Below are 18,726 nucleotides of genomic sequence, written 5' to 3' on the forward strand. Positions count from 1 at the left end.
TCCGCATATCTATGGTTTATTAATTATACCCTATTCAATAGGGTATATAAAATTGAGCAGCACACAGTGACGCAACACGGTTGTTTTATATTTGTATTGATGCAATAAATACTGGTATATATGTAGTGATCAAGCTCATGTTCTTTACGAGGACTGGGCTATTTTAAGGTTTTTAAGAGGAGTGATTCCAATGGGCGAAACATTTTTGATTGCTCGCCATATGGGTGGAAGAGAAACAGCTATTCTAAAAACAAGTCATCGAGAAGCGGTACGAGCTATTCGCGAAAACAAGGGAACAGCTTTTCAATTGGCGGTACTCGGTGGAAAAAACATAAACACAGTAAAAAGAGTATATGGCGAATATGCACCTTATCGCACGGTTGATTCTCTCGATGGCTTACTTTCTTATGTGAAAAGGTAATTCATCAAGTGGAATATAAGACTACAAAAACAAGCTGGAAATTTTAAATAACTGTACCTTAGTATTCTGGTATTCCTAACAAAAATAGAATAGAAAATTGAGAAACCTCCAAGCAGTATTCATGCTTGGAGGTTTCTTTGTTTTGAAGATGAAAACCCACGATTCGCCATCAGCAAATCGTCCTCTAGCCCATTTCAATCTCACCGCTCTGTCCGTCCACATAATCAATGCCCCATTCGCAATTCCCTGACGATGAAAAGAAGTATGATTAATGTGCCAATACATATTCTCTTAATGCAAATCACCTCTAGTTAGGTGGATGGATATGAGGGGATGAAAGTTATGTGTAAGCTCGGAACCAGCAAAACAAAATAGAGAAGATAATACTGATAAAATTGTATAAATATTTGAGGAATTTAAATAAAAATAGTGAAATAATGTTAATGTAATTATAGTGAAGCAAAGAAAAGCAATAGACTATCTAAAAAGAGATAGGGCACAACAAGAAATACCTATAACAAAAATGTCTTCGGAATTTATAAACATTGTACTTGAGCAGCAAAACGCTAGTCTTCTTTTACAGCATGTATAAGAAAAAGAAAAGTTGTTTTTAGACGATTTCCTTATCTCAGATGACAAAAACCTATTTTTAATAAAATGTAGTCTATTTTAACTTACGAATTCACTTAATATGAATATAGTCTATATAACTAGAATTTAAATGATTAAAAAATGGAGGAATACATTTTGCCAATTATTGAAAAGATGATTGTTCATAATTTAAATTTAAAAGGAAATCGTCCTATTTATAGCGAAGGTTTAATCAACTTAGAAAGTTTGGATCATAGAGATGACGCATTGGAATTTTTCAAAGAGCATATTAGAAATAATAGGCTTCAGGGGCATACTAAAATATGCAAATTTAGTGATAGTCAAGCAAACCATGTGAAAACCTCAATTAATGAGATGAGCAATCTTTACTCCAATCCTCGTGAAGATTATTCTTTTGATGAGTTATTTAAAAGAAAATCTATTGTTATTACAGACCATTTAGCCAATTCAATGCGAGGGAAATCTAGTAGCGATGGCTCTATTTTCATATTTCTCTATACTTACGAAGAATCAAGATTTTTAGGCCTATTAAAAATGGATCCCAACTTAGGGATACAGGTGAATGATGATTTAACTTTAACTGTTCGCCCTTCAATGTTACCAAGTACAAAAGAAAAACTTCACAAATCAGCTTTTATCAAATTTCAAAGCCAATTTATTACTGACGAAGCACATCTATTTGTTCTAGATAGACAACAAACTCAAGATGAGCCTGCAAAATATTTTCTACGTGATTTTTTGCAAGCAATAGAAAAAGCGAATAGCAGTAACCTAACAACTGCTATTGAAAGAGAGATTAAGGTTGAAATTTGCGGTAGGATTGAAGACCCTCGTATTGTTAGTGAGTTTAGTTCGAGATTAAAAACAACATTAATTCATGCTGATAGATTTAATCTTGATGAAGACCTTCCTTTATTAATAAGAGGTCTGTTACCAGATGGATTTGCTATAGAAGAAAGTATAAGGGTTATTAAAAATAAAGTAGTGGCGAAATTTCCAGATGCCATTTTCGAATTTGTTCCTGATCCATTAAAAGTTAAAGATTTGATTTACAAAAGTGAAGACCAGAATGTTACAATAAAAATTCATAGTGCTATCGACGAGAGGTTATTCACTTATACTAAAGACGAAGAAGGTAACACTATTTTTAAGTTTTCTCCAGCTTTAAATGTTATTCCAAAAAGCTAATGTGATAAGGGGCTGTAATGTCTATGGCAATTGTCGAAAAATTCACCCAATACTTACAGCTTTTTAAAGAAAATATAGTTCACGATAATGCTGAGGAGTTTATATTAGAGTATGGAGATTTAGAAGAAATAGACAAAAAGCTACCAAATTTATTAATAGATAAAGAGTTTTTTAAATATACAATAACTTATTATTCTACTCCCTTTCAATCTTTATTTGAGTTTGAAAGTGAAATAGAAAATGTTTATAAGGGAAATTTGGATACTAATGAGGGAAAGGTTAGAATAGTAATAACTAAAGAAAAATTAGTTAGCTATTTTAATGGAAATATCTCTAATGCTTTTATATTTTTTAGTTGTGAAAATTATATAGCAAATGGTTTACTCACTAGTATTAGAAATAATGAGTATAAAAATGTACTCTTCTTAATTGGAAATATCGATGCGAATTTATATGAAAATCCTTATTTAATCGTCACTGGATTAAATAATATAGTGAATCAAGAATCGAAATTAATAGAAACAACTGACAAAGAGCTCTTTAAAATATTAAATATTGTGTATGACACTAAAGATATTAATAATTACTATCAAATACCGCATTATTGGCATTTTACAGAAGTAAATTCATTTTTAATTCCATTCTATAAAAAATGTGTTGAATCATTTTTCAATTTAATTTCGAATAAAATTAAATTTCCTGAGAATATATACTTGATTAAAGGGCACCATAATCTGGAAATTAGATTAATCTTTGAAGATATAAAATTAAATACGACTACATTTATTAATATTATCAATTTCACATTAGATGAGAAAAGACATTATGATAAGTTACTTATCATTAGAAATGTATTAACTACATATTTAAATAATTTCTCTACCATTTCACAACTTAATCAACAAATTGATGAAGTATTTTCAACTGCACAGCATCACTTTGAATTATATGTACAAAATGAGATTAAAATTTTTATTGAACAAAAGAATCAAGTTTTAAATGAGACACTCTCTGTTACAAAACAAGTCTCTCAATTAACTGCTGATATCGGAAATAATTTAAGAAATTTATTATTAACGTTGTTCGCAGCGATTGTTATAAGTGTTATTCCCCAGATAGTAGATAATAATAGCAACAGAATCGTGATTATTTTCTTGATCTCATCTTATTTATCTTATTTAGGTTTTAGCTTCTATATTTCTTATAAAATTAAAAATCAATTGGACAATTATTTAGAGATCTTCAAAAATTATACTATTTATGTTTCTAGCCAATCTTTGCGTGGTTTGGATTATCAAAGTCTCAAAAACAAGTTCATTTTGAAAGAAGAAAAAAACTTTCTAAATTTGTTGACGGTTTATAGAGTAACAATCTTCGTTTTAATCGTTTTTTCATTAACTATGCTTTTATTTCTTATATAAAATCGTTTTTTTCATAAAGATATGGATATGTCTATTATCATACGATCTATTCTTTCAACGGATTATTTTTCTAGGTAAAGAAGAACTCAAGTCACAATTAGACGATAAAAATATGACAGAAGCGGATCCAAATGGGTCTGCTTTTTTTTGTTATAAAACCCATTAAATTAATGTTAAACAATCAAATTACATCAATTTGTGGTAAAATTATGTAAATTACTGCGGAAATTTGAAAGGGGCAGGCACATGGTTTATCAATCCCAAACACAGTCCGAAGCACAGCTGGAAAAAGAGATGATTGAGCAGCTTGCTCAGATGGGATATGAGAAAGTCTCGATTCCTTCCATCAAAAAACTACAAGAAAACTTCCGGTTACAAATGAACCGGTTGAATAAAGAAAACCTTAAAGGCACCAATTTGTCTGATAAGGAATTCGGGCGCTTGCTCCTAACAATCGAAGGGAAGAGTGTCTACGAATCGGCGAAGCTATTGCGGGACAAACAGACGATTACACGCGATGACGACAGCACGCTTTACCTTCAATTGATGGACACGCAAAACTACAGCAACAACCATCTCCAAGTCACCCACCAAACCACGGTCGTCGGCCGCTACACCAACCGCTACGACGTGACTTTGCTGGTCAACGGCTTGCCGCTCGTGCAGGTCGAATTAAAAAAACGGGGCCTCCATTTTGAAGAGAGCTTCAACCAAATCATGCGCTACCGTAAAGATTCTTACGGTGGTCTATTTAACTTTCTGCAGGTTTTCGTGGTATCCAACGGTGTGGACAGCAAGTACTTTGCCAACTCCGATCGGGAACCGATGAAAAGTCTGATGTTTTTTTGGTCGGATGATGCCAATAAGCGCATCACCAAGCTGGATGCTTTTACGGCATCGTTCTTGGACCGGAAGATGATCCAAAACGTCATCACGAAATACATGGTCATCAACGATACCGACAAGCACCTGATGGTCATGCGCCCTTACCAGATTTTCGCCGTGGAGCGAATCTTGAAGCAAGTAATTCATAGCAACGACAACGGCTATGTTTGGCACACGACCGGGAGCGGTAAGACGCTGACTTCCTTCAAGGCCAGTGAACTCTTGACGCAGGAACAAGACATCAAGAAAGTCATTTTCCTCGTTGACCGGATAGACCTAGATGACCAGACGATGAAAGAGTTCAATAAATTCCAGAAAGGCTCAGTCGACCGGACCACCAAAACCAGCGTCTTGGTCGAACAGCTGAAGAACACACAGCAAAAACTAATCATCACCACCATCCAAAAGATGGCGTATGCCGTGAAGAACGAGCGCTACAAAGACATCATGGCGCTTTATGAAAATGAAAAAGTCGTATTCGTCATCGATGAATGCCATCGCTCCCAGTTCGGCGACATGAACCTCCTTATCAAAAAGCATTTTAAGAAAGCCCAATACATCGGCTTTACCGGCACCCCGTTATTTGTCGCGAACAAAAGCCAGGACGGCCGCACAACTTCCGATTTGTTCCAGGAGTGCTTGCATTCCTATTTGATCAAAGACGCTATCCATGATGGCAACGTCCTTGGTTTCTCGGTTGAATACATCAGCACCATCAAAGAAAAAGAACTGGGCGACGATGTCACGAAAGTACCAGGCATCGACAGGCAGGAACTTTGGATGGCGAATGAACGGATTGATTTGATTGCTGGACATATCGCAAGCATCCATCACAATAAAACCCATAATAAGAAATACACCGGCATGCTGGCAGTGGAAAGCATTCCGGCAGCCATCAAGTATTACGACGCTTTTAAAAAGCTCGGTACCGATCTGAAGATCACCACTATATACAGCTATGGCACAAATGAAGACAGCGACGACAATCAGGAACATTCCCGCCATGCACTCGAACGCGTCATGGGCGATTTTAATAAAGAATTCGGCACGAACCATAGCACCGACAACACAGCTTCTTACTTTACGGATGTGTCGAGGAAAGTGAAGGCTGCACAAATCGATCTGCTCATTGTCGTCAATATGTTCCTGACCGGTTTTGATGCCAAAACCTTGAGTACGCTATACGTTGATCGCCCGTTGCAGTATCACGGTTTGATCCAGGCCTATTCCAGGACCAACCGCGTAGAGGGACCGAAAAAGATGTACGGCAATATCGTCTGTTACCGCAACTTGAAAGACAAAACAGATGAAGCGGTTCGCTTATTTTCTCAGACCGGAGACACTGGCACGGTACTGATGAAAGAGTATAATGAGTACTTGGCAGACTTTAAAGATCAGCTTGATGAAATGCTGGATATTGCCATTACACCAGATGCTGTTGATGAGCTTGTCGGAGAAACAGCAGAGAAAGAGTTTACTCTCACTTTCCGTGAATTGACACGCACTTTGATGAAACTTAAGACTTTCGTTGAGTTTGATTTCAATCCGGCAGATATGGGAATTAGTGAGCAGACTTACAAAGATTTTCGGAGCAAGTATTTGCGTCTTTATGAAAATAGCAAAAGTGATAAATTACTGGTTTCTGTCCTTAACGACGTCGACTTTGAAATCGAATTGATCCAGACTGACCGCATCAATGTCGATTATATATTGGAACTGCTGCGCAACATCAATTATGAAAACAAACAAGAACGTGACACTGCCGTTCGCCGTGCCATTAAAGAAGTTAATGAAGCTTCAAGCGATGACATGCGCTTGAAACGGGAACTGTTGCTTGAGTTCCTGAAAGGCGTCGCACCGACACTGACCAATAACGATTCGGTTGACCAGAAATACCGCGACTTTGAAAGTGAGCGGCGCAAACGGGAAATCCAGGCGATGTCAGTTAAAGTGCAAGTTGCTGAAGAAAAGCTGGAATATTTCATGAAGGAATATGAGTTCAGCGGCGTGTCACCTGACCAGGAAATCAACGATGCCATCAAAGCACCGTTCAAAGAGAAACGCAAACGTGTTCAGGCATTGAAAGATTTTATCTATGACAACGTAAAGAAATATTCATAACAAGAGGAGCAAGATAAAATGACAACTTCAGAAAAACAACGTCAGCAACAGGCTGAATTGCATAAGAAACTATGGACGATGGCCAATGACTTGCGCGGCCAGATGGAAGCTTATGATTTTAAGAACTACATCCTGGGCTTGATCTTTTACCGCTACCTGTCAGAGAAAACAGAAGCACGGATTGCGAAGCTATTGGAAGAAGACAATATTTCATATGAAGATGCATGGAAAGATGAAGAGTACCGTGAAGGTTTGGTAGAAACTTTGCTTGAAGAAATCGGTTTTGTCATCGAACCGGAATACCTGTTTTCATCAATGGTGACTGAAATTCCAAAGGGCGATAAAGGGACATTTGATGTAGAGCTTCTGCATAAAGCCATCAAAGCGATTGAAGAATCGACGCTGGGCACGAACAGCCAGCAAGACTTTGAACATCTTTTCGATGATATGGATCTGACATCAACAAAACTTGGCCGTGATGTAAAATCTCGTTCGAAACTGATCGCCAAAATCATCCTCAGCATCAACGATATTCCGTTCCTTCACGATGATGTGGATATCGATGTATTGGGCGATGCTTATGAATACTTGATTTCACAATTTGCGGCGAATGCCGGAAAAAAAGCGGGCGAGTTCTATACGCCTCAGCAAGTATCAAAAATCCTGGCGAAAATCGTCACGCATGACAAGCCGAACTTGAAGAATGTCTACGACCCTACTTGTGGGTCAGGTTCCTTGATGCTGCGCGTTGCAAAAGAATCGAATGTCCGCTTGTTCTACGGACAAGAACTGACAACGACCACATTCAACTTGGCGCGCATGAACATGCTGCTGCATGACTTGCGCTATACTGATTTTGACATCAAGAATGACGATACATTGGAAAACCCGAAACATGTCGATATGCGTTTTGAAGCAGTCGTAGCCAATCCGCCGTACTCTGCCAACTGGAGTGCAGACGCCAAGTATTTGGACGACGAACGCTATAGTGATTACGGCCGTCTGGCACCGAAGTCAAAAGCCGATTTTGCGTTTGTCCAGCACATGATTCATCAACTGGATGACAACGGCACGATGGCAGTTGTCTTGCCACATGGCGTCTTGTTCCGCGGAGCTGCAGAAGGCATCATCCGCCAGTTCCTGATCCAAGAAAAGAACTATTTAGATGCAGTCATCGGCTTGCCAGCCAATGTCTTTTTCGGTACATCTATTCCGACATGCGTATTGGTCTTCAAGAAGACCCGCTCAGCGGATGCCGATGTGATTTTCATCGATGCTTCAAACGAGTTCGAAAAAGGCAAGAACCAGAACAACCTGACTGATGAAAATGTCGATAAGATTGTTGATACGTATAAATCACGTGAAACGATTGAGCGGTATTCTTATGCAGCTAAGTTGGAAGAGATTAAAGAAAACGACTATAATCTCAACATTCCTCGTTATGTTGATACTTTCATCGAGGAAGAAGCGGTAGATCTTGATGCTGTGCAGGCGAGACTGAAGGAAATTGATAAGGAAATTCAAGAGGTTGACCAGGAGCTTGAGGAATATCTTATAGAGTTGGGAGTTCTGAGCTATGAACCATCATGAGTTTTTCTCGAAAAGTGATTCAACTCAATATCAAATAAATAAAATTTTAATTAGAGTAAATAATCCGGTGAATGTTGACGAAAATCAATTGTATAATCAAATTGGTATTCGTTCTCATGCTAAAGGTATCTTTTTTAAAGATCCAGTTTCAGGTAAAGAATTAGGGAACAAACGTGTTTTTTGGATAGAACCTGATTGTTTTATCGTAAATATCGTATTTGCGTGGGAAAGAGCAATTGCTCGTACAAGCGAGCAACATAAAGGATATATTGCTTCCCATAGATTTCCGATGTATAAAGCGAACGAAGAAATAGTGGATTTGGATTATATTACCTTCCTTTTTAAAACAAAAAAGGGGCAGTATTTATTAGAGTTAGCTTCTCCGGGAGGAGCAGGACGAAATAAAACACTCGGACAAAATGAATTTGGGAAATTAGAAGTGACACTTCCTTCTTTAAATTCACAGAAAAAAATCGTGAAGCTACTTTTACTTCATGATAGAAAGAGACAAAAACAAAAAGAAAAAGTAGAAGAGTTACAGCAATTTAAAAAAGGCATGATGCAGAAGATTTTCTCACAGGAGTTGCGGTTTAAGGATGAGGATGGTGGGGAGTTTGGGGAGTGGGAGGAAAAGAAAATCGGTCATGTTTTAAAGATAAAACATGGCAGAGATCAAAAGAAAATTGAAACTCCCAGCGGTAAATTCCCGATTCTTGCAACAGGGGGAATTATAGGGAGAACTGATACTTTCATATATGATCAGGAATCGGTCTTAATTGGCCGCAAAGGAACGATTGATAGACCAGTGTTTATGGATACACCTTTTTGGACAGTAGACACCTTATTCTATTCAGAAATTAGGGAAGATAATAGCCCTAAGTTTATATTCTATGTTTTTCAGGATATTAACTGGAAACTTTACAATGAGGCGTCAGGAGTTCCAAGTTTAAGTGCTAAAACGATTGAAGCAATCAATATTACAGTTCCGCAGCATGAAGAACAAAAGAAAATTGCTAGTTATCTATCGGTAATCGATAGGAAGATTGAAAAAGAAAAAGAAAAGTTGATGGTTTTAGAGGAGCAGAAGAAAGGGTTTATGCAAGGACTGTTTATTTAATGAATTTAATTTCTTGGATAAATCCAGCATAATTAGAAATATCTAGTGGAATGAGCTATATTTAAAAAATATGATAATGGAGATACATACTATGGAATTGTTTCCCTTTATTTTATCAAGTATTCTTACTAGTGGAATTGTAGCTACTATAATTACACAAATATATGAAACACAAAGAAATAAGAAAAATCAAAAACATAGTAAAAACCTCCAAGTAGACAATTTTTTTAGAGACATAAGCACAGTAGAAATGTTTCAATTATTGAGTGATTGGCACGATTTATTATACCGTCGGGAAAACGAGGATATAACTGCTGATACAAGTACATTAGTTCATCGAACTTTTTTTTATGGATCATCCGAAACAGTCCGAAGATTAAGTTTATATCAAAACTATATGTATAGTATTGACACGGAGAATAATAACAGGGAAGAAGAGGATATTGAAGAATTTGCTCGTGGAGCAGTTTTAATGTCTGGAATAGTCGTTTCACTAAAGAAAGATTTTTCAGATGAAGAAGTAAGTGTAATAGATTTACTAAGAATATATTTGCCTTGGTATGATGAGGAAGAAGGGTTTAGAAAAGCTGTAAATAATCAAATAAAGCTATTAGAATACGATTAATATAGATGTAAGAATATAGATAGTAGAAAGAAACAGATTTTGAAATCTCTAAAATTAATTTAAAAAGGAATTCGATAATTTCATCGAATTCCTTTTAAAAAAAATATTAACCTCTCAAGATCCATCCATAACTTTTTTCATTGTCTTCTAGAGATGAATTTACTGCTATATCTTTAATGTCTGTAACGCCAATTCGCCCTAGAACCTCAACGAAATTATGCTGGATTTGTTCTAACTCTTTGTTAGATTCAATATTAATACTCTGTAATTCTTTTGAAAGTGTCATGAGCTTCACCTTCCTTATGTTTAATTTTATAAGCGTTACTGAACAAATTATTAGTATTAAGTATACCCTGTAATTTATTTAAAATAACTTCTATTCTTTGTTTTTCGTTACTTTCACTAAAATCAATTGAGTCAATAATTATTAAAAAAACTTTTTTTACTCCTTTTTCATTAGAAGCTTTTACAGTTATATATTTACGTTTTTGTTTATCTAGATTTATTCCTTCATAACTAAAGATGTCTTTTTCTTTCAGTTTAAGTATATCAGAATATAACAGAAATTTATATAATCCAATTTTTTTATTTAAATTTAAATCTTGACCTTTGAATAGTACTGAGGTCAGATTCTCTAATGTAATGCTTTTTTTTATTGATTCACCGAACTTAATTGCTTCTTCTGCTGCCACTAACCACATAGCAATTAAAGAGTAGTCTTTATATTGAGTTTGTATTATTTCTTCAGATAATCTTACTAGTAGTTCAATATTTTTTTCTAATGATTTATTAACTCTTAAATCTACAATTGCACTTTTTAATTCGTTTAAATCATCAATTTTATATTCATAATAATGTTGAATAATGGCATTGATGTTTACACCTTCTTGAACACTACTACTTTCATGTTCTACTTTTATAGCGCCACCACTAATCTTGGGTAGTAAGTGATAATTATAAACCTGAACTCCTACAACATAATTAGTGTATCGGATAAAATCTGCAAATGCTTCTTCGAAGGTTTTTTTTGTCTCAAACTCTTTTAGTTCCGTGTAAGAATGAATTAAATCTTTTGTATCTTTATCTAAGTGAAACAGTAGATTGTTGATATTCTTAGCAAGCCTATCATAAAAAAAAGAATAGCCTAGCGCAAAAATAAAAATAATACTTACATATATTTTATCTTTTTCATCACCTGCAAAGCCTGGAATATAAGTAGCGATAGTAGCAAAAAAAGCGAAAATTGCTATTCCATATCCAATAGCAACAGGGACAAAGTATTCCTTAGTTTTTACTTTGTATGAAAAATCTCCATTTCTATGCAATGTATAAAAAATTAAAGTAGCGGAGAAGAACAAAAGAAAAAATATAGTTAAATATACTTTATCATTTATAGCCCCTATTTCAAAAAACCATAAAGAAAATATCGTAATTAGTAAAAGTCCTGAAATTATTAAACCAATAATGAAATATGGTCTGTATTTTTCTTCACTATAATAAATATTTTTTTTCATATCTAACCTCCTCATATTTAAGAAATTACTCTATCAGTTACAGTGATACCTAATTATACATTTATGGAATAGAATAGTTAATAGTGATTTCTTATTTATTTTGTGAATTATCAAATTAAGTCAAATGGACAGAAAAAATAATTTAAATGGGTACACAGAAGTTAAATTGCCGTCTCCCTGTGTAAGAAATAATTCAAGATGTATAATAATTTTGCATAAATAAGCTGACAAAATCAGTAGTAGAAAGAATCCCGTTGGATTTATATGGCGATGGAAAAACTGCCTTCCTGTGTTGAACCGGATTCAAGAAACACAAAAATACTGTATAAGAAAATTGACAAAATCAGCATTAGAAAGAATCCCCATTGAATTTATATAGTGATGGGTAAATATTCATAATTGAGCGGCGCACAGGGACCAAATGGGAGCTGCTGGTAAAATGTTAAATGATGTAACTCGTCTTGTAGGGTGATTGAGGCTAATCAACTCAATTACCCTTGTTTGAAAATAAACAGGACTACTTCCCAGGTGCAGACATGATCCTAAACGATTTTATCCATACATAATAATTTATACTGCATGCATCACCGCTCTGAAAAAATAAACTTTCCTCAAGCGGTTTTCTTATTCTTATGAGTGGTTCTCTGATGTCCGAAGTGGCTCTAAACGTGTCCGCACTAGTTCAGTTTTATGGCGTGACTGGCTCTTGATTTTGTCCTTCTTCTTCAGCCCAAAAATGAATGAATTCCTAAACCATCCAACTAAAAGGAGATAGCAACATGCCACTGGAAATCGTACGAAATGACATTACCAAAATGAAAACCGATGCGATTGTTAATGCTGCGAACTCCAGCCTGAAGATGGGCGGTGGTGTCTGCGGCGCGATATTCCATGCAGCAGGACCTCAAGCATTACAAGAGGCGTGCGACCGCATCGGCCATTGTACGGTGGGAGAAGCAGTGTATACGAAGGCGTTTTCACTGGATGCTGACTTCATCATCCACACAGTTGGGCCTGTTTGGGAAGGCGGAGCTAATAATGAAGAATCCTTGTTGCGGAACTGTTACCGCAACTCCCTGGAACTGGCACATCAGCTCGAATGTGGATCGATCTCGTTTCCGCTCATCTCCACCGGAATCTTTGGCTATCCGAAAGAAGCAGCTTTGCGAATTGCCATTTCTGAAATCGAAGTCTTTCTGATCGATCACGAAATATATGTCTATCTGATCGTATTCGACAAGCAGTCTTTCGGAATCAGTGAAAAGCTCTACCAGTCGCTTGCCGCTTTTATTGATGAAAATGAAGTAACGGCACTGGAGAAGAAGGATAGCCGGTATCGGAAGGTAAGGGAGCCAAATCTCGACTTGTATCCTCAGCTTGAAGAAAATAGAGTGGAAGCCCCAATTGATATCGAATTGGAAGATTTCTTTGAAGACATGGATGAATCCTTTTCAGAACGGCTGCTCCGTTTTATTGACGAGAAAGGCATGACGGATACACAGACTTATAAAAAAGCGAATATCGACCGGAAACTGTTTTCCAAGATTCGCAATTCCCCTGGATACACACCAATGAAAAAGACCATTGTTGCTTTTGCCATAGCGCTTGAGCTGGACCTTCACGAAACGGACGAGCTGCTTGAAAAAGCGGGGTACAAATTATCGCGCAGCCATAAATTCGATCTGATCATCATCTATTTCATTAAACGGAAGAATTACAAAATCCATGAAATCAACAAGGCGTTGTTTGCGTTTGACCAAATGCTCCTGGGTGCTTGAAATGTCGCTTCCATGGCGACCCTTTCATCTCTTGAAAATCATATCCTTAAGTTGGTAAGAAAACTTGAGGAGGAAAACGATATGAAAACACAAACGACAGAACTGGTCTTTATTCTCGACAAAAGCGGTTCGATGGCAGGACTGGAAAAGGATACAATCGGTGGCTTTAACGCCTTGCTTGAAAAACAACGCAAGCTTCCCGGCGAGGTCCGCGTCACGACGGTGCTGTTTAATCAGGGGTATGACCTGTTGCATGACCGGATTTCGCTGGAAGGCATTTCTCCGCTGACTGAGAAGGATTACGAAGTGGGTGGCATGACAGCGCTGCTCGATGCGATCGGTTCAACGATCCAGAAAATAAGCAACGTACAAAAAGCCACATTGCAAGACCAGCAAGCAGACAACGTGATATTTGTCATCACCACGGACGGCATGGAAAATTCCAGCTGTGAATACAATTACAAAAAAATCCATGAAATGATTGCGCAGAAGAAAACCGCCGCCAATTGGGAATTCATGTTCTTCGGAGCGAATATCGATGCAGTCGCCACCGCCCGACAATTCGGAGTCGGGGAGGAATTCGCAGTCAACTACCATGCAGATGCGGAAGGTACCGAGCTGAATTATAAAGTGGTGAGTGAAGCTGTTGCTTCTTTCCGGACGGGGAAGAAGATTGATCGTGAGTGGAAGAAGGAGATTGAGAAAGATTACAATTCTCGGGCTAAGAAATAAACTCTCTTCGTTTCCTTCAAGGAGGACACGAATATTTAAATAGCTGATGATTTGAAGATAACTTAAAAGGAGTGACGGATATGACATTGATTCCTGCAGATGAATTGAAAAAGACCTACGAGGTAAGTGCTAAATTCTACTATTCAGAGGTGAATGGGGAGAGGTTCCTTATGCGACGGGAAGCGAAAATCGTGCGGATCGGCCATGAACAGGAAGAAATAGATGCGGTGGTTGTCATGATTAATCCGGGAAGCTGTAAACCCACTGGTGCAGTGACAAGCTCGAGTGCAAAAGAAGCAATTTTAATGGCTGCTAAGCCCGATCAAACTCAGTACCAATTAATGAACCTGATGGAGCGGAAAGCTTGGAATGTCTTGGTCATTGTCAATCTGTCCGATATTTGCGAAGGCAATATGAGTAATTTTCGCAACATCGAAAGAAAGTTCCAAGAGGCTAGCCTCCCGCACTCCATCTTTCAAGATGAAAATATGAGAGATTGTCATGCCTTACTGTCTAGTGCGAAACATGTCATATTCGCTTGGGGTGAATCAACGACCGCAAAAAGGCTGTCTGAGCAATTTGGACTTTTTAAAAACGGCAGAGCTACTATTGACTATGGTCATATGAAAGCGTGGGTTCATTCGGAAAGAGGTTTTCCAAGACATCCGAGACCTGCTCTTACAGAGAGTAGAATCATTTGGCTGGATACAATGGAAACCTTGCTGTAGTTTGAACTCTTCTCTAACGATTAATGCACAAGTGAAACAACTAAACCCAAAATAACCGCCATTCTGAAAAGGAAGGCAGTTGTTTTGGGTTTATTCATATTCAAAAATTGCTATTTACGCTGTCGCTTCAAAATTAGAATCCGAATCAATTTGCAATTTCATAAGAAAAAATGTGGTAAAATTATGAAATAATGATAACTATTAATTCGAAACGAATTTATTTTCTAAGAATATAGAGGTGAAGATATGAAACAGGAACTAGTACATATGCGGGACAAATTGAATAACATCAGCAAACGAAACCGTTCGATCCGTTTATTGAAGCTTTACGACAAATGGAGTTTTGATTTGACGCGCAGCTCTCCTAAAAATGCAGAAGGAATTGTCGAAGGCTTAAAGAAAAAGTCGACTAAATCCTTCTCGTTACTGACAAAGGATGAAGAAAAGGATGCTGCAAATACACGGAAATTGACCACGCTTTACAGAAATATAAAAGGCATTGAAGATGAGACTGGTGTTCATGATTTTTATTTGGGAACACCGTTTGTTTCCGGAACTTTCTCAGATGGTACGTTCTTCCAAGCACCCCTATTCCTTTATCCTGTACGTTTGGAAAAAGGAGCAATTAACCGGCAGACATTTGAGTTGAAGAAAGATGAGGGTGAGCCAATCCTCAACCGGACCTTGTTTTTGGCATTTAAGAAAATAGATCAATTACGCTTTTCCGAAGAGTGGATGGATGAAGCGCAGGAAGTGGCAGCAAAAGGGGATGCGGAAATTCAGTCTTTCCTGGAAAGATTCCAGTTGACGGTTACACAAATATCCGCTGATTATGAATCTTTAAAAGAATACAAGGCGGATGATATTCCGCCTAAGAGCAAGTTGAAACTCACAAAGAATGCTATCATTGGTCATTTCCCGCAGGGGAGTTCTTCGCTTGTCCGCGATTATGATCAATTGATCGACCTGAGCGAAACGAGCAATTTATCGCTAGTGGGTGATCTTCTAAACCCTGAAAATGCGACAATAATGGAAAGTGATTGGGATGCTCAGAAGTCCGAGCCAGAAGACATCCGTGAATTTAATCGTCTCTATCTGTTAAACACTGATGGTTCCCAGGAAGAAATTCTAAAGGAAGCCCGCTATAAAAAAGGATTAGCGGTTCATGGTCCACCAGGAACCGGGAAGTCACAGGTGATTGTCAATCTGATTACAGATGCCCTCCATCAAAAGAAGAGAGTTCTGGTAGTATGCCAAAAAAGGGCCGCTCTGGATGTTGTTTATCAGCGGCTCCAAAGTCTCGACTTAACCGGTTATACCGCTTTAGTACACGATGAAAACCAAGATAGGAAAGCACTTTACGGGAAAATAAATGATACCCTCTCGTATTCCTTAAATTACGAACAAGGATGGACGCAAAGTTTGCGGACCACGTCTCAGAAACTTGAGCAGCAGGAAATGGAACTGAATAATATTGCTGTCGGGCTGCATTCGAAAAGTGAAAATGGGCTGTCGCTGTATGATTTATACAGCAGAACCAAAAGTACTGGAGATATTAACGTTTTTATCAATATCGATTCAGCTGCGAATGGATTAGATGCTGAAAACCTAGAAGATGCTTTGGCAACGGTTTATACATATGCGGAGTGGTATGAACGGTTCGGCAAAGATTCCTATCCCCTGAAAGACAGACTTTCCTTTGCCAAGTTCGGTATGAAGGAAAAAACGGATTTCACTCAAAAAATGACTTACTTAATTGAACAAACAAAAAAAGCGGAAGAGTGTTTAAATCTCTTGAATGCTGATGATATTACTCCCGGCTATACGTGGGGAATCCAGCAAGATCTTCTGAAAATCCAGCCGGATATCTCTGACGGTGAACCACGGACAATGCAAGGCTTGCGTCTATGGTATTGGACAAGTTTTACCGGTAAGAAAATTGTCGAGGATCTAAACAAAGGTGCTAAGTTTCCAGGTGTTAAATCGCAGGAATGGCCAAAGATTAAAAAGAGCTTGTTGCTGATGAATGATCTGGCGCAAATCACAAGTGATATAAATAAGGAAATGGAAGTCTTGAAACATTTTCTTGAACCCTCGAAAGTGGAGAAGTACAAAGAAATGGTTTCTGATGGCGCTTTGCCTCTAAAGGAAATGGAATTGATTCAAGAATATCTTCATTCTGATTTTGAAGATTTGCAGCATATGGATCAGTTTGGACAGGAATGCAATCCAACGGAACAAAAGCTGATAAAGCTGTTGATAGAAAAAAAGAATCAAATCGGTTTCGGCAATCTTCCAGAAAAATGGACAGAGGCGTTACGTCAATCTGTTTACCTTTTTTGGATCGACAAAGCGGAACGAAAGCATCCGGCAGTAAAAAAAGTATCGAACTCCGAATACAACCGACTGCGATCTACTTTTGAAGAATTGGTTGAAAAGAAAAAAGAACTGGCTCGTCAATATTTGATCAACGAGCTGAAACTATCCTTGCAAGGCGCACAGGATTCATCAAGGGACATATTCAAAGACCTCAAGCACCAGACCGGTAAAAAGCGGCAAGTATGGCCGTTGCGGAAACTAGTGAACCAATATGCGGATAAAGGACTGATGGACGTTGCGCCGGTATGGCTTGCATCTCCAGAAATCGTTTCTTCCATTTTTCCGTTGACTGAAAACCTTTTTGACCTGGTCATCTTTGATGAAGCTTCACAATGTACTGTTGAGAACGGCTTGCCGTCCATCTATCGCGCGAAGCAAGTGATTGTAGCAGGTGACGAAATGCAACTGCCGCCATCAAATATGTTCATGTCTACTATTGAAAATGATGAGGATGAAGAAGATTTTCTGTCCAATGATTCACCGAGTTTATTAAATTTGGCTAAACGCAGATTTGATGAAAAGACGCTTCAATGGCATTATCGTTCTAAATATGAGGAATTGATCAACTACTCGAATCATGCCTTTTATAACGGTGCGATTCAAATATCGCCGAATGTCCAACCGTATAAAGAGCCTCCAGCTATCCAATGGATTAAGGTGGAAAACGGCAGATGGATCGATCGAGCCAACGAAGTGGAGGCCATAAAGGTAGTAGAAGTTCTCAAGGAACTATTGATTACTAAACAAGATAAGTCAGTTGGAATCATCACGTTCAACAGCACCCAACAGACGAAGATTCTAGATATGATTGAGAAAGCTGCAATGGACGATATGGAGTTTGGTTCATTGTATGGAGAAGTGATGAGCAGAGGATTGGATGAACGAATTTTTGTAAAAAATATTGAAAATGTCCAAGGGGATGAGCGAGACATTATCCTTTTCTCAGTAGGGTATGGTCGGAACGAAGAAGGGCGCGTATACAACCGCTTTGGTTCACTGAACCAAGAAGGTGGCGAAAACCGTCTGAATGTTGCTGTGACACGTGCGAAAGAAGAAACAATCGTCGTCAGCAGCATTGAGCCTGAGGAGCTAGAAGTGGCGAACTCGAAAAGTAATGGCCCTCGCCTGTTCAAAGACTATTTGAAATACGCAAGAGCAGTTTCCAACGGTCAAATTGAAAGAGTAGAGGAAGTCATCCAAGACATCAATGAACTTGGGAACACCAGTGTCTCTACATCAGCATTGCAATTCGATTCACCTTTCGAGGAACAGGTCTACCAGCAGTTGCGAAACCTTGGATACGAAGTCCAAACGCAAGTCGGTATGTCCGGATACAGAATTGACTTGGCCGTCATCCATCCAAACGATCCTTCTCAATATATTGTAGGGATTGAGTGTGATGGGGCAATGTATCACAGTTCAAAGAATGCAAAAGAACGCGATATCTACCGCCAAAAGTTCCTCGAAAGCCGCGGATGGACAATCGAACGCATCTGGAGCCGTAACTGGTGGAAAAATCAGAGTGTAGAGATTGAGCGGATCGATCAGGTGATTAAGGCTTTGGTGAAGAAGGATGAGGTTAAGGCGGGTATTGTTGGGGTTGTGAAATGAATTA

General features: G+C 38.0%; 13 protein-coding genes. 11 read left to right on the forward strand and 2 right to left on the reverse strand.

What is annotated here, in order from left to right; all coding sequences use genetic code 11:
• Window positions 1-190: 190 nt before the first annotated feature.
• The 7 genes from QOZ98_RS06620 (at window position 191) to QOZ98_RS06650 (ending at window position 9,980) form a co-directional block, all read left to right on the forward strand.
• Complete coding sequence (locus QOZ98_RS06620; RefSeq protein ID WP_308786695.1) at window positions 191-421, forward strand: hypothetical protein; 231 nt, start codon at window positions 191-193, stop codon at window positions 419-421.
• 747 nt (window positions 422-1,168) lie between these two features.
• Window positions 1,169-2,221 (forward strand): nucleoid-associated protein, encoded by a 1,053-nt coding sequence (locus QOZ98_RS06625; RefSeq protein WP_308786696.1) that lies wholly within the window; start codon window positions 1,169-1,171, stop codon window positions 2,219-2,221.
• A gap of 23 nt (window positions 2,222-2,244) precedes the next feature.
• Window positions 2,245-3,642, forward strand: a complete 1,398-nt coding sequence (locus QOZ98_RS06630) for a hypothetical protein (RefSeq protein WP_308786697.1) — start codon at window positions 2,245-2,247, stop codon at window positions 3,640-3,642.
• A gap of 246 nt (window positions 3,643-3,888) precedes the next feature.
• The gene (locus QOZ98_RS06635) at window positions 3,889-6,648 is read left to right on the forward strand and encodes a type I restriction endonuclease subunit R (RefSeq protein WP_308786698.1); all 2,760 of its coding nucleotides are present in this window, start codon (window positions 3,889-3,891) and stop codon (window positions 6,646-6,648) included.
• Between the two features lie 18 nt (window positions 6,649-6,666).
• Window positions 6,667-8,238 (forward strand): type I restriction-modification system subunit M, encoded by a 1,572-nt coding sequence (locus tag QOZ98_RS06640; protein ID WP_308786699.1) that lies wholly within the window; start codon window positions 6,667-6,669, stop codon window positions 8,236-8,238.
• Window positions 8,225-9,355: a restriction endonuclease subunit S gene (locus QOZ98_RS06645; protein WP_308786700.1), complete on the forward strand. Its 1,131-nt coding sequence runs from the start codon at window positions 8,225-8,227 to the stop codon at window positions 9,353-9,355. Before QOZ98_RS06640 ends, QOZ98_RS06645 begins: the two co-directional genes overlap by 14 nt.
• 91 nt (window positions 9,356-9,446) lie before the next feature.
• Window positions 9,447-9,980 carry a hypothetical protein gene (locus QOZ98_RS06650; protein ID WP_308786701.1) on the forward strand — a complete coding sequence of 178 codons (534 nt, stop codon included), beginning with the start codon at window positions 9,447-9,449 and terminating at the stop codon, window positions 9,978-9,980.
• A 106-nt stretch (window positions 9,981-10,086) separates the two neighbouring features.
• On the opposite strand, the gene QOZ98_RS06655 is transcribed toward QOZ98_RS06650, so the two are convergent.
• Together QOZ98_RS06655 and QOZ98_RS06660 are read right to left on the reverse strand one after the other, a co-directional pair.
• The gene (locus QOZ98_RS06655; protein WP_308786702.1) at window positions 10,087-10,266 is read right to left on the reverse strand and encodes a hypothetical protein; all 180 of its coding nucleotides are present in this window, start codon (window positions 10,264-10,266) and stop codon (window positions 10,087-10,089) included.
• Window positions 10,235-11,494: a hypothetical protein gene (locus tag QOZ98_RS06660; protein WP_308786703.1), complete on the reverse strand. Its 1,260-nt coding sequence runs from the start codon at window positions 11,492-11,494 to the stop codon at window positions 10,235-10,237. The genes QOZ98_RS06655 and QOZ98_RS06660 overlap by 32 nt, the downstream gene beginning before the upstream one ends.
• Window positions 11,495-12,273: 779 nt before the next feature.
• Here QOZ98_RS06660 and QOZ98_RS06665 point away from each other — a divergent pair.
• From QOZ98_RS06665 to QOZ98_RS06680, 4 genes are all read left to right on the forward strand, one after another.
• Window positions 12,274-13,272: a macro domain-containing protein gene (locus QOZ98_RS06665; protein ID WP_308786704.1), complete on the forward strand. Its 999-nt coding sequence runs from the start codon at window positions 12,274-12,276 to the stop codon at window positions 13,270-13,272.
• Window positions 13,273-13,353: 81 nt separating this feature from the next.
• A complete protein-coding gene (locus tag QOZ98_RS06670) occupies window positions 13,354-14,004 on the forward strand; it encodes a vWA domain-containing protein (RefSeq protein WP_308786705.1) in 651 nt (216 codons plus the stop codon).
• A gap of 80 nt (window positions 14,005-14,084) precedes the next feature.
• Window positions 14,085-14,732, forward strand: a complete 648-nt coding sequence (locus QOZ98_RS06675) for a DUF1643 domain-containing protein (protein WP_308786706.1) — start codon at window positions 14,085-14,087, stop codon at window positions 14,730-14,732.
• 246 nt (window positions 14,733-14,978) lie between these two features.
• Window positions 14,979-18,722, forward strand: a complete 3,744-nt coding sequence (locus QOZ98_RS06680) for an AAA domain-containing protein (protein ID WP_308786707.1) — start codon at window positions 14,979-14,981, stop codon at window positions 18,720-18,722.
• Window positions 18,723-18,726 lie beyond the last annotated feature (4 nt).

Origin of the sequence: Planomicrobium stackebrandtii, from assembly GCF_030814955.1 — a bacterium.
In the GTDB taxonomy this organism is placed as follows: Bacteria; Bacillota; Bacilli; order Bacillales_A; family Planococcaceae; genus Planococcus; species Planococcus stackebrandtii.

Bases quoted from the DNA above. Each gene is read 5' to 3' on its own strand.
- QOZ98_RS06650 (WP_308786701.1), top strand. From the start codon at position 9,447: ATGGAATTGTTTCCCTTTATTTTATCAAGTATTCTTACTAGTGGAATT.
- QOZ98_RS06670 (WP_308786705.1), top strand. From the start codon at position 13,354: ATGAAAACACAAACGACAGAACTGGTCTTTATTCTCGACAAAAGCGGT.
- QOZ98_RS06655 (WP_308786702.1), bottom strand. From the start codon at position 10,266: ATGACACTTTCAAAAGAATTACAGAGTATTAATATTGAATCTAACAAA.
- QOZ98_RS06680 (WP_308786707.1), top strand. From the start codon at position 14,979: ATGAAACAGGAACTAGTACATATGCGGGACAAATTGAATAACATCAGC.
- QOZ98_RS06675 (WP_308786706.1), top strand. From the start codon at position 14,085: ATGACATTGATTCCTGCAGATGAATTGAAAAAGACCTACGAGGTAAGT.
- QOZ98_RS06665 (WP_308786704.1), top strand. From the start codon at position 12,274: ATGCCACTGGAAATCGTACGAAATGACATTACCAAAATGAAAACCGAT.
- QOZ98_RS06640 (WP_308786699.1), top strand. From the start codon at position 6,667: ATGACAACTTCAGAAAAACAACGTCAGCAACAGGCTGAATTGCATAAG.
- QOZ98_RS06620 (WP_308786695.1), top strand. From the start codon at position 191: ATGGGCGAAACATTTTTGATTGCTCGCCATATGGGTGGAAGAGAAACA.
- QOZ98_RS06635 (WP_308786698.1), top strand. From the start codon at position 3,889: ATGGTTTATCAATCCCAAACACAGTCCGAAGCACAGCTGGAAAAAGAG.
- QOZ98_RS06630 (WP_308786697.1), top strand. From the start codon at position 2,245: ATGGCAATTGTCGAAAAATTCACCCAATACTTACAGCTTTTTAAAGAA.
- QOZ98_RS06645 (WP_308786700.1), top strand. From the start codon at position 8,225: ATGAACCATCATGAGTTTTTCTCGAAAAGTGATTCAACTCAATATCAA.
- QOZ98_RS06660 (WP_308786703.1), bottom strand. From the start codon at position 11,494: ATGAAAAAAAATATTTATTATAGTGAAGAAAAATACAGACCATATTTC.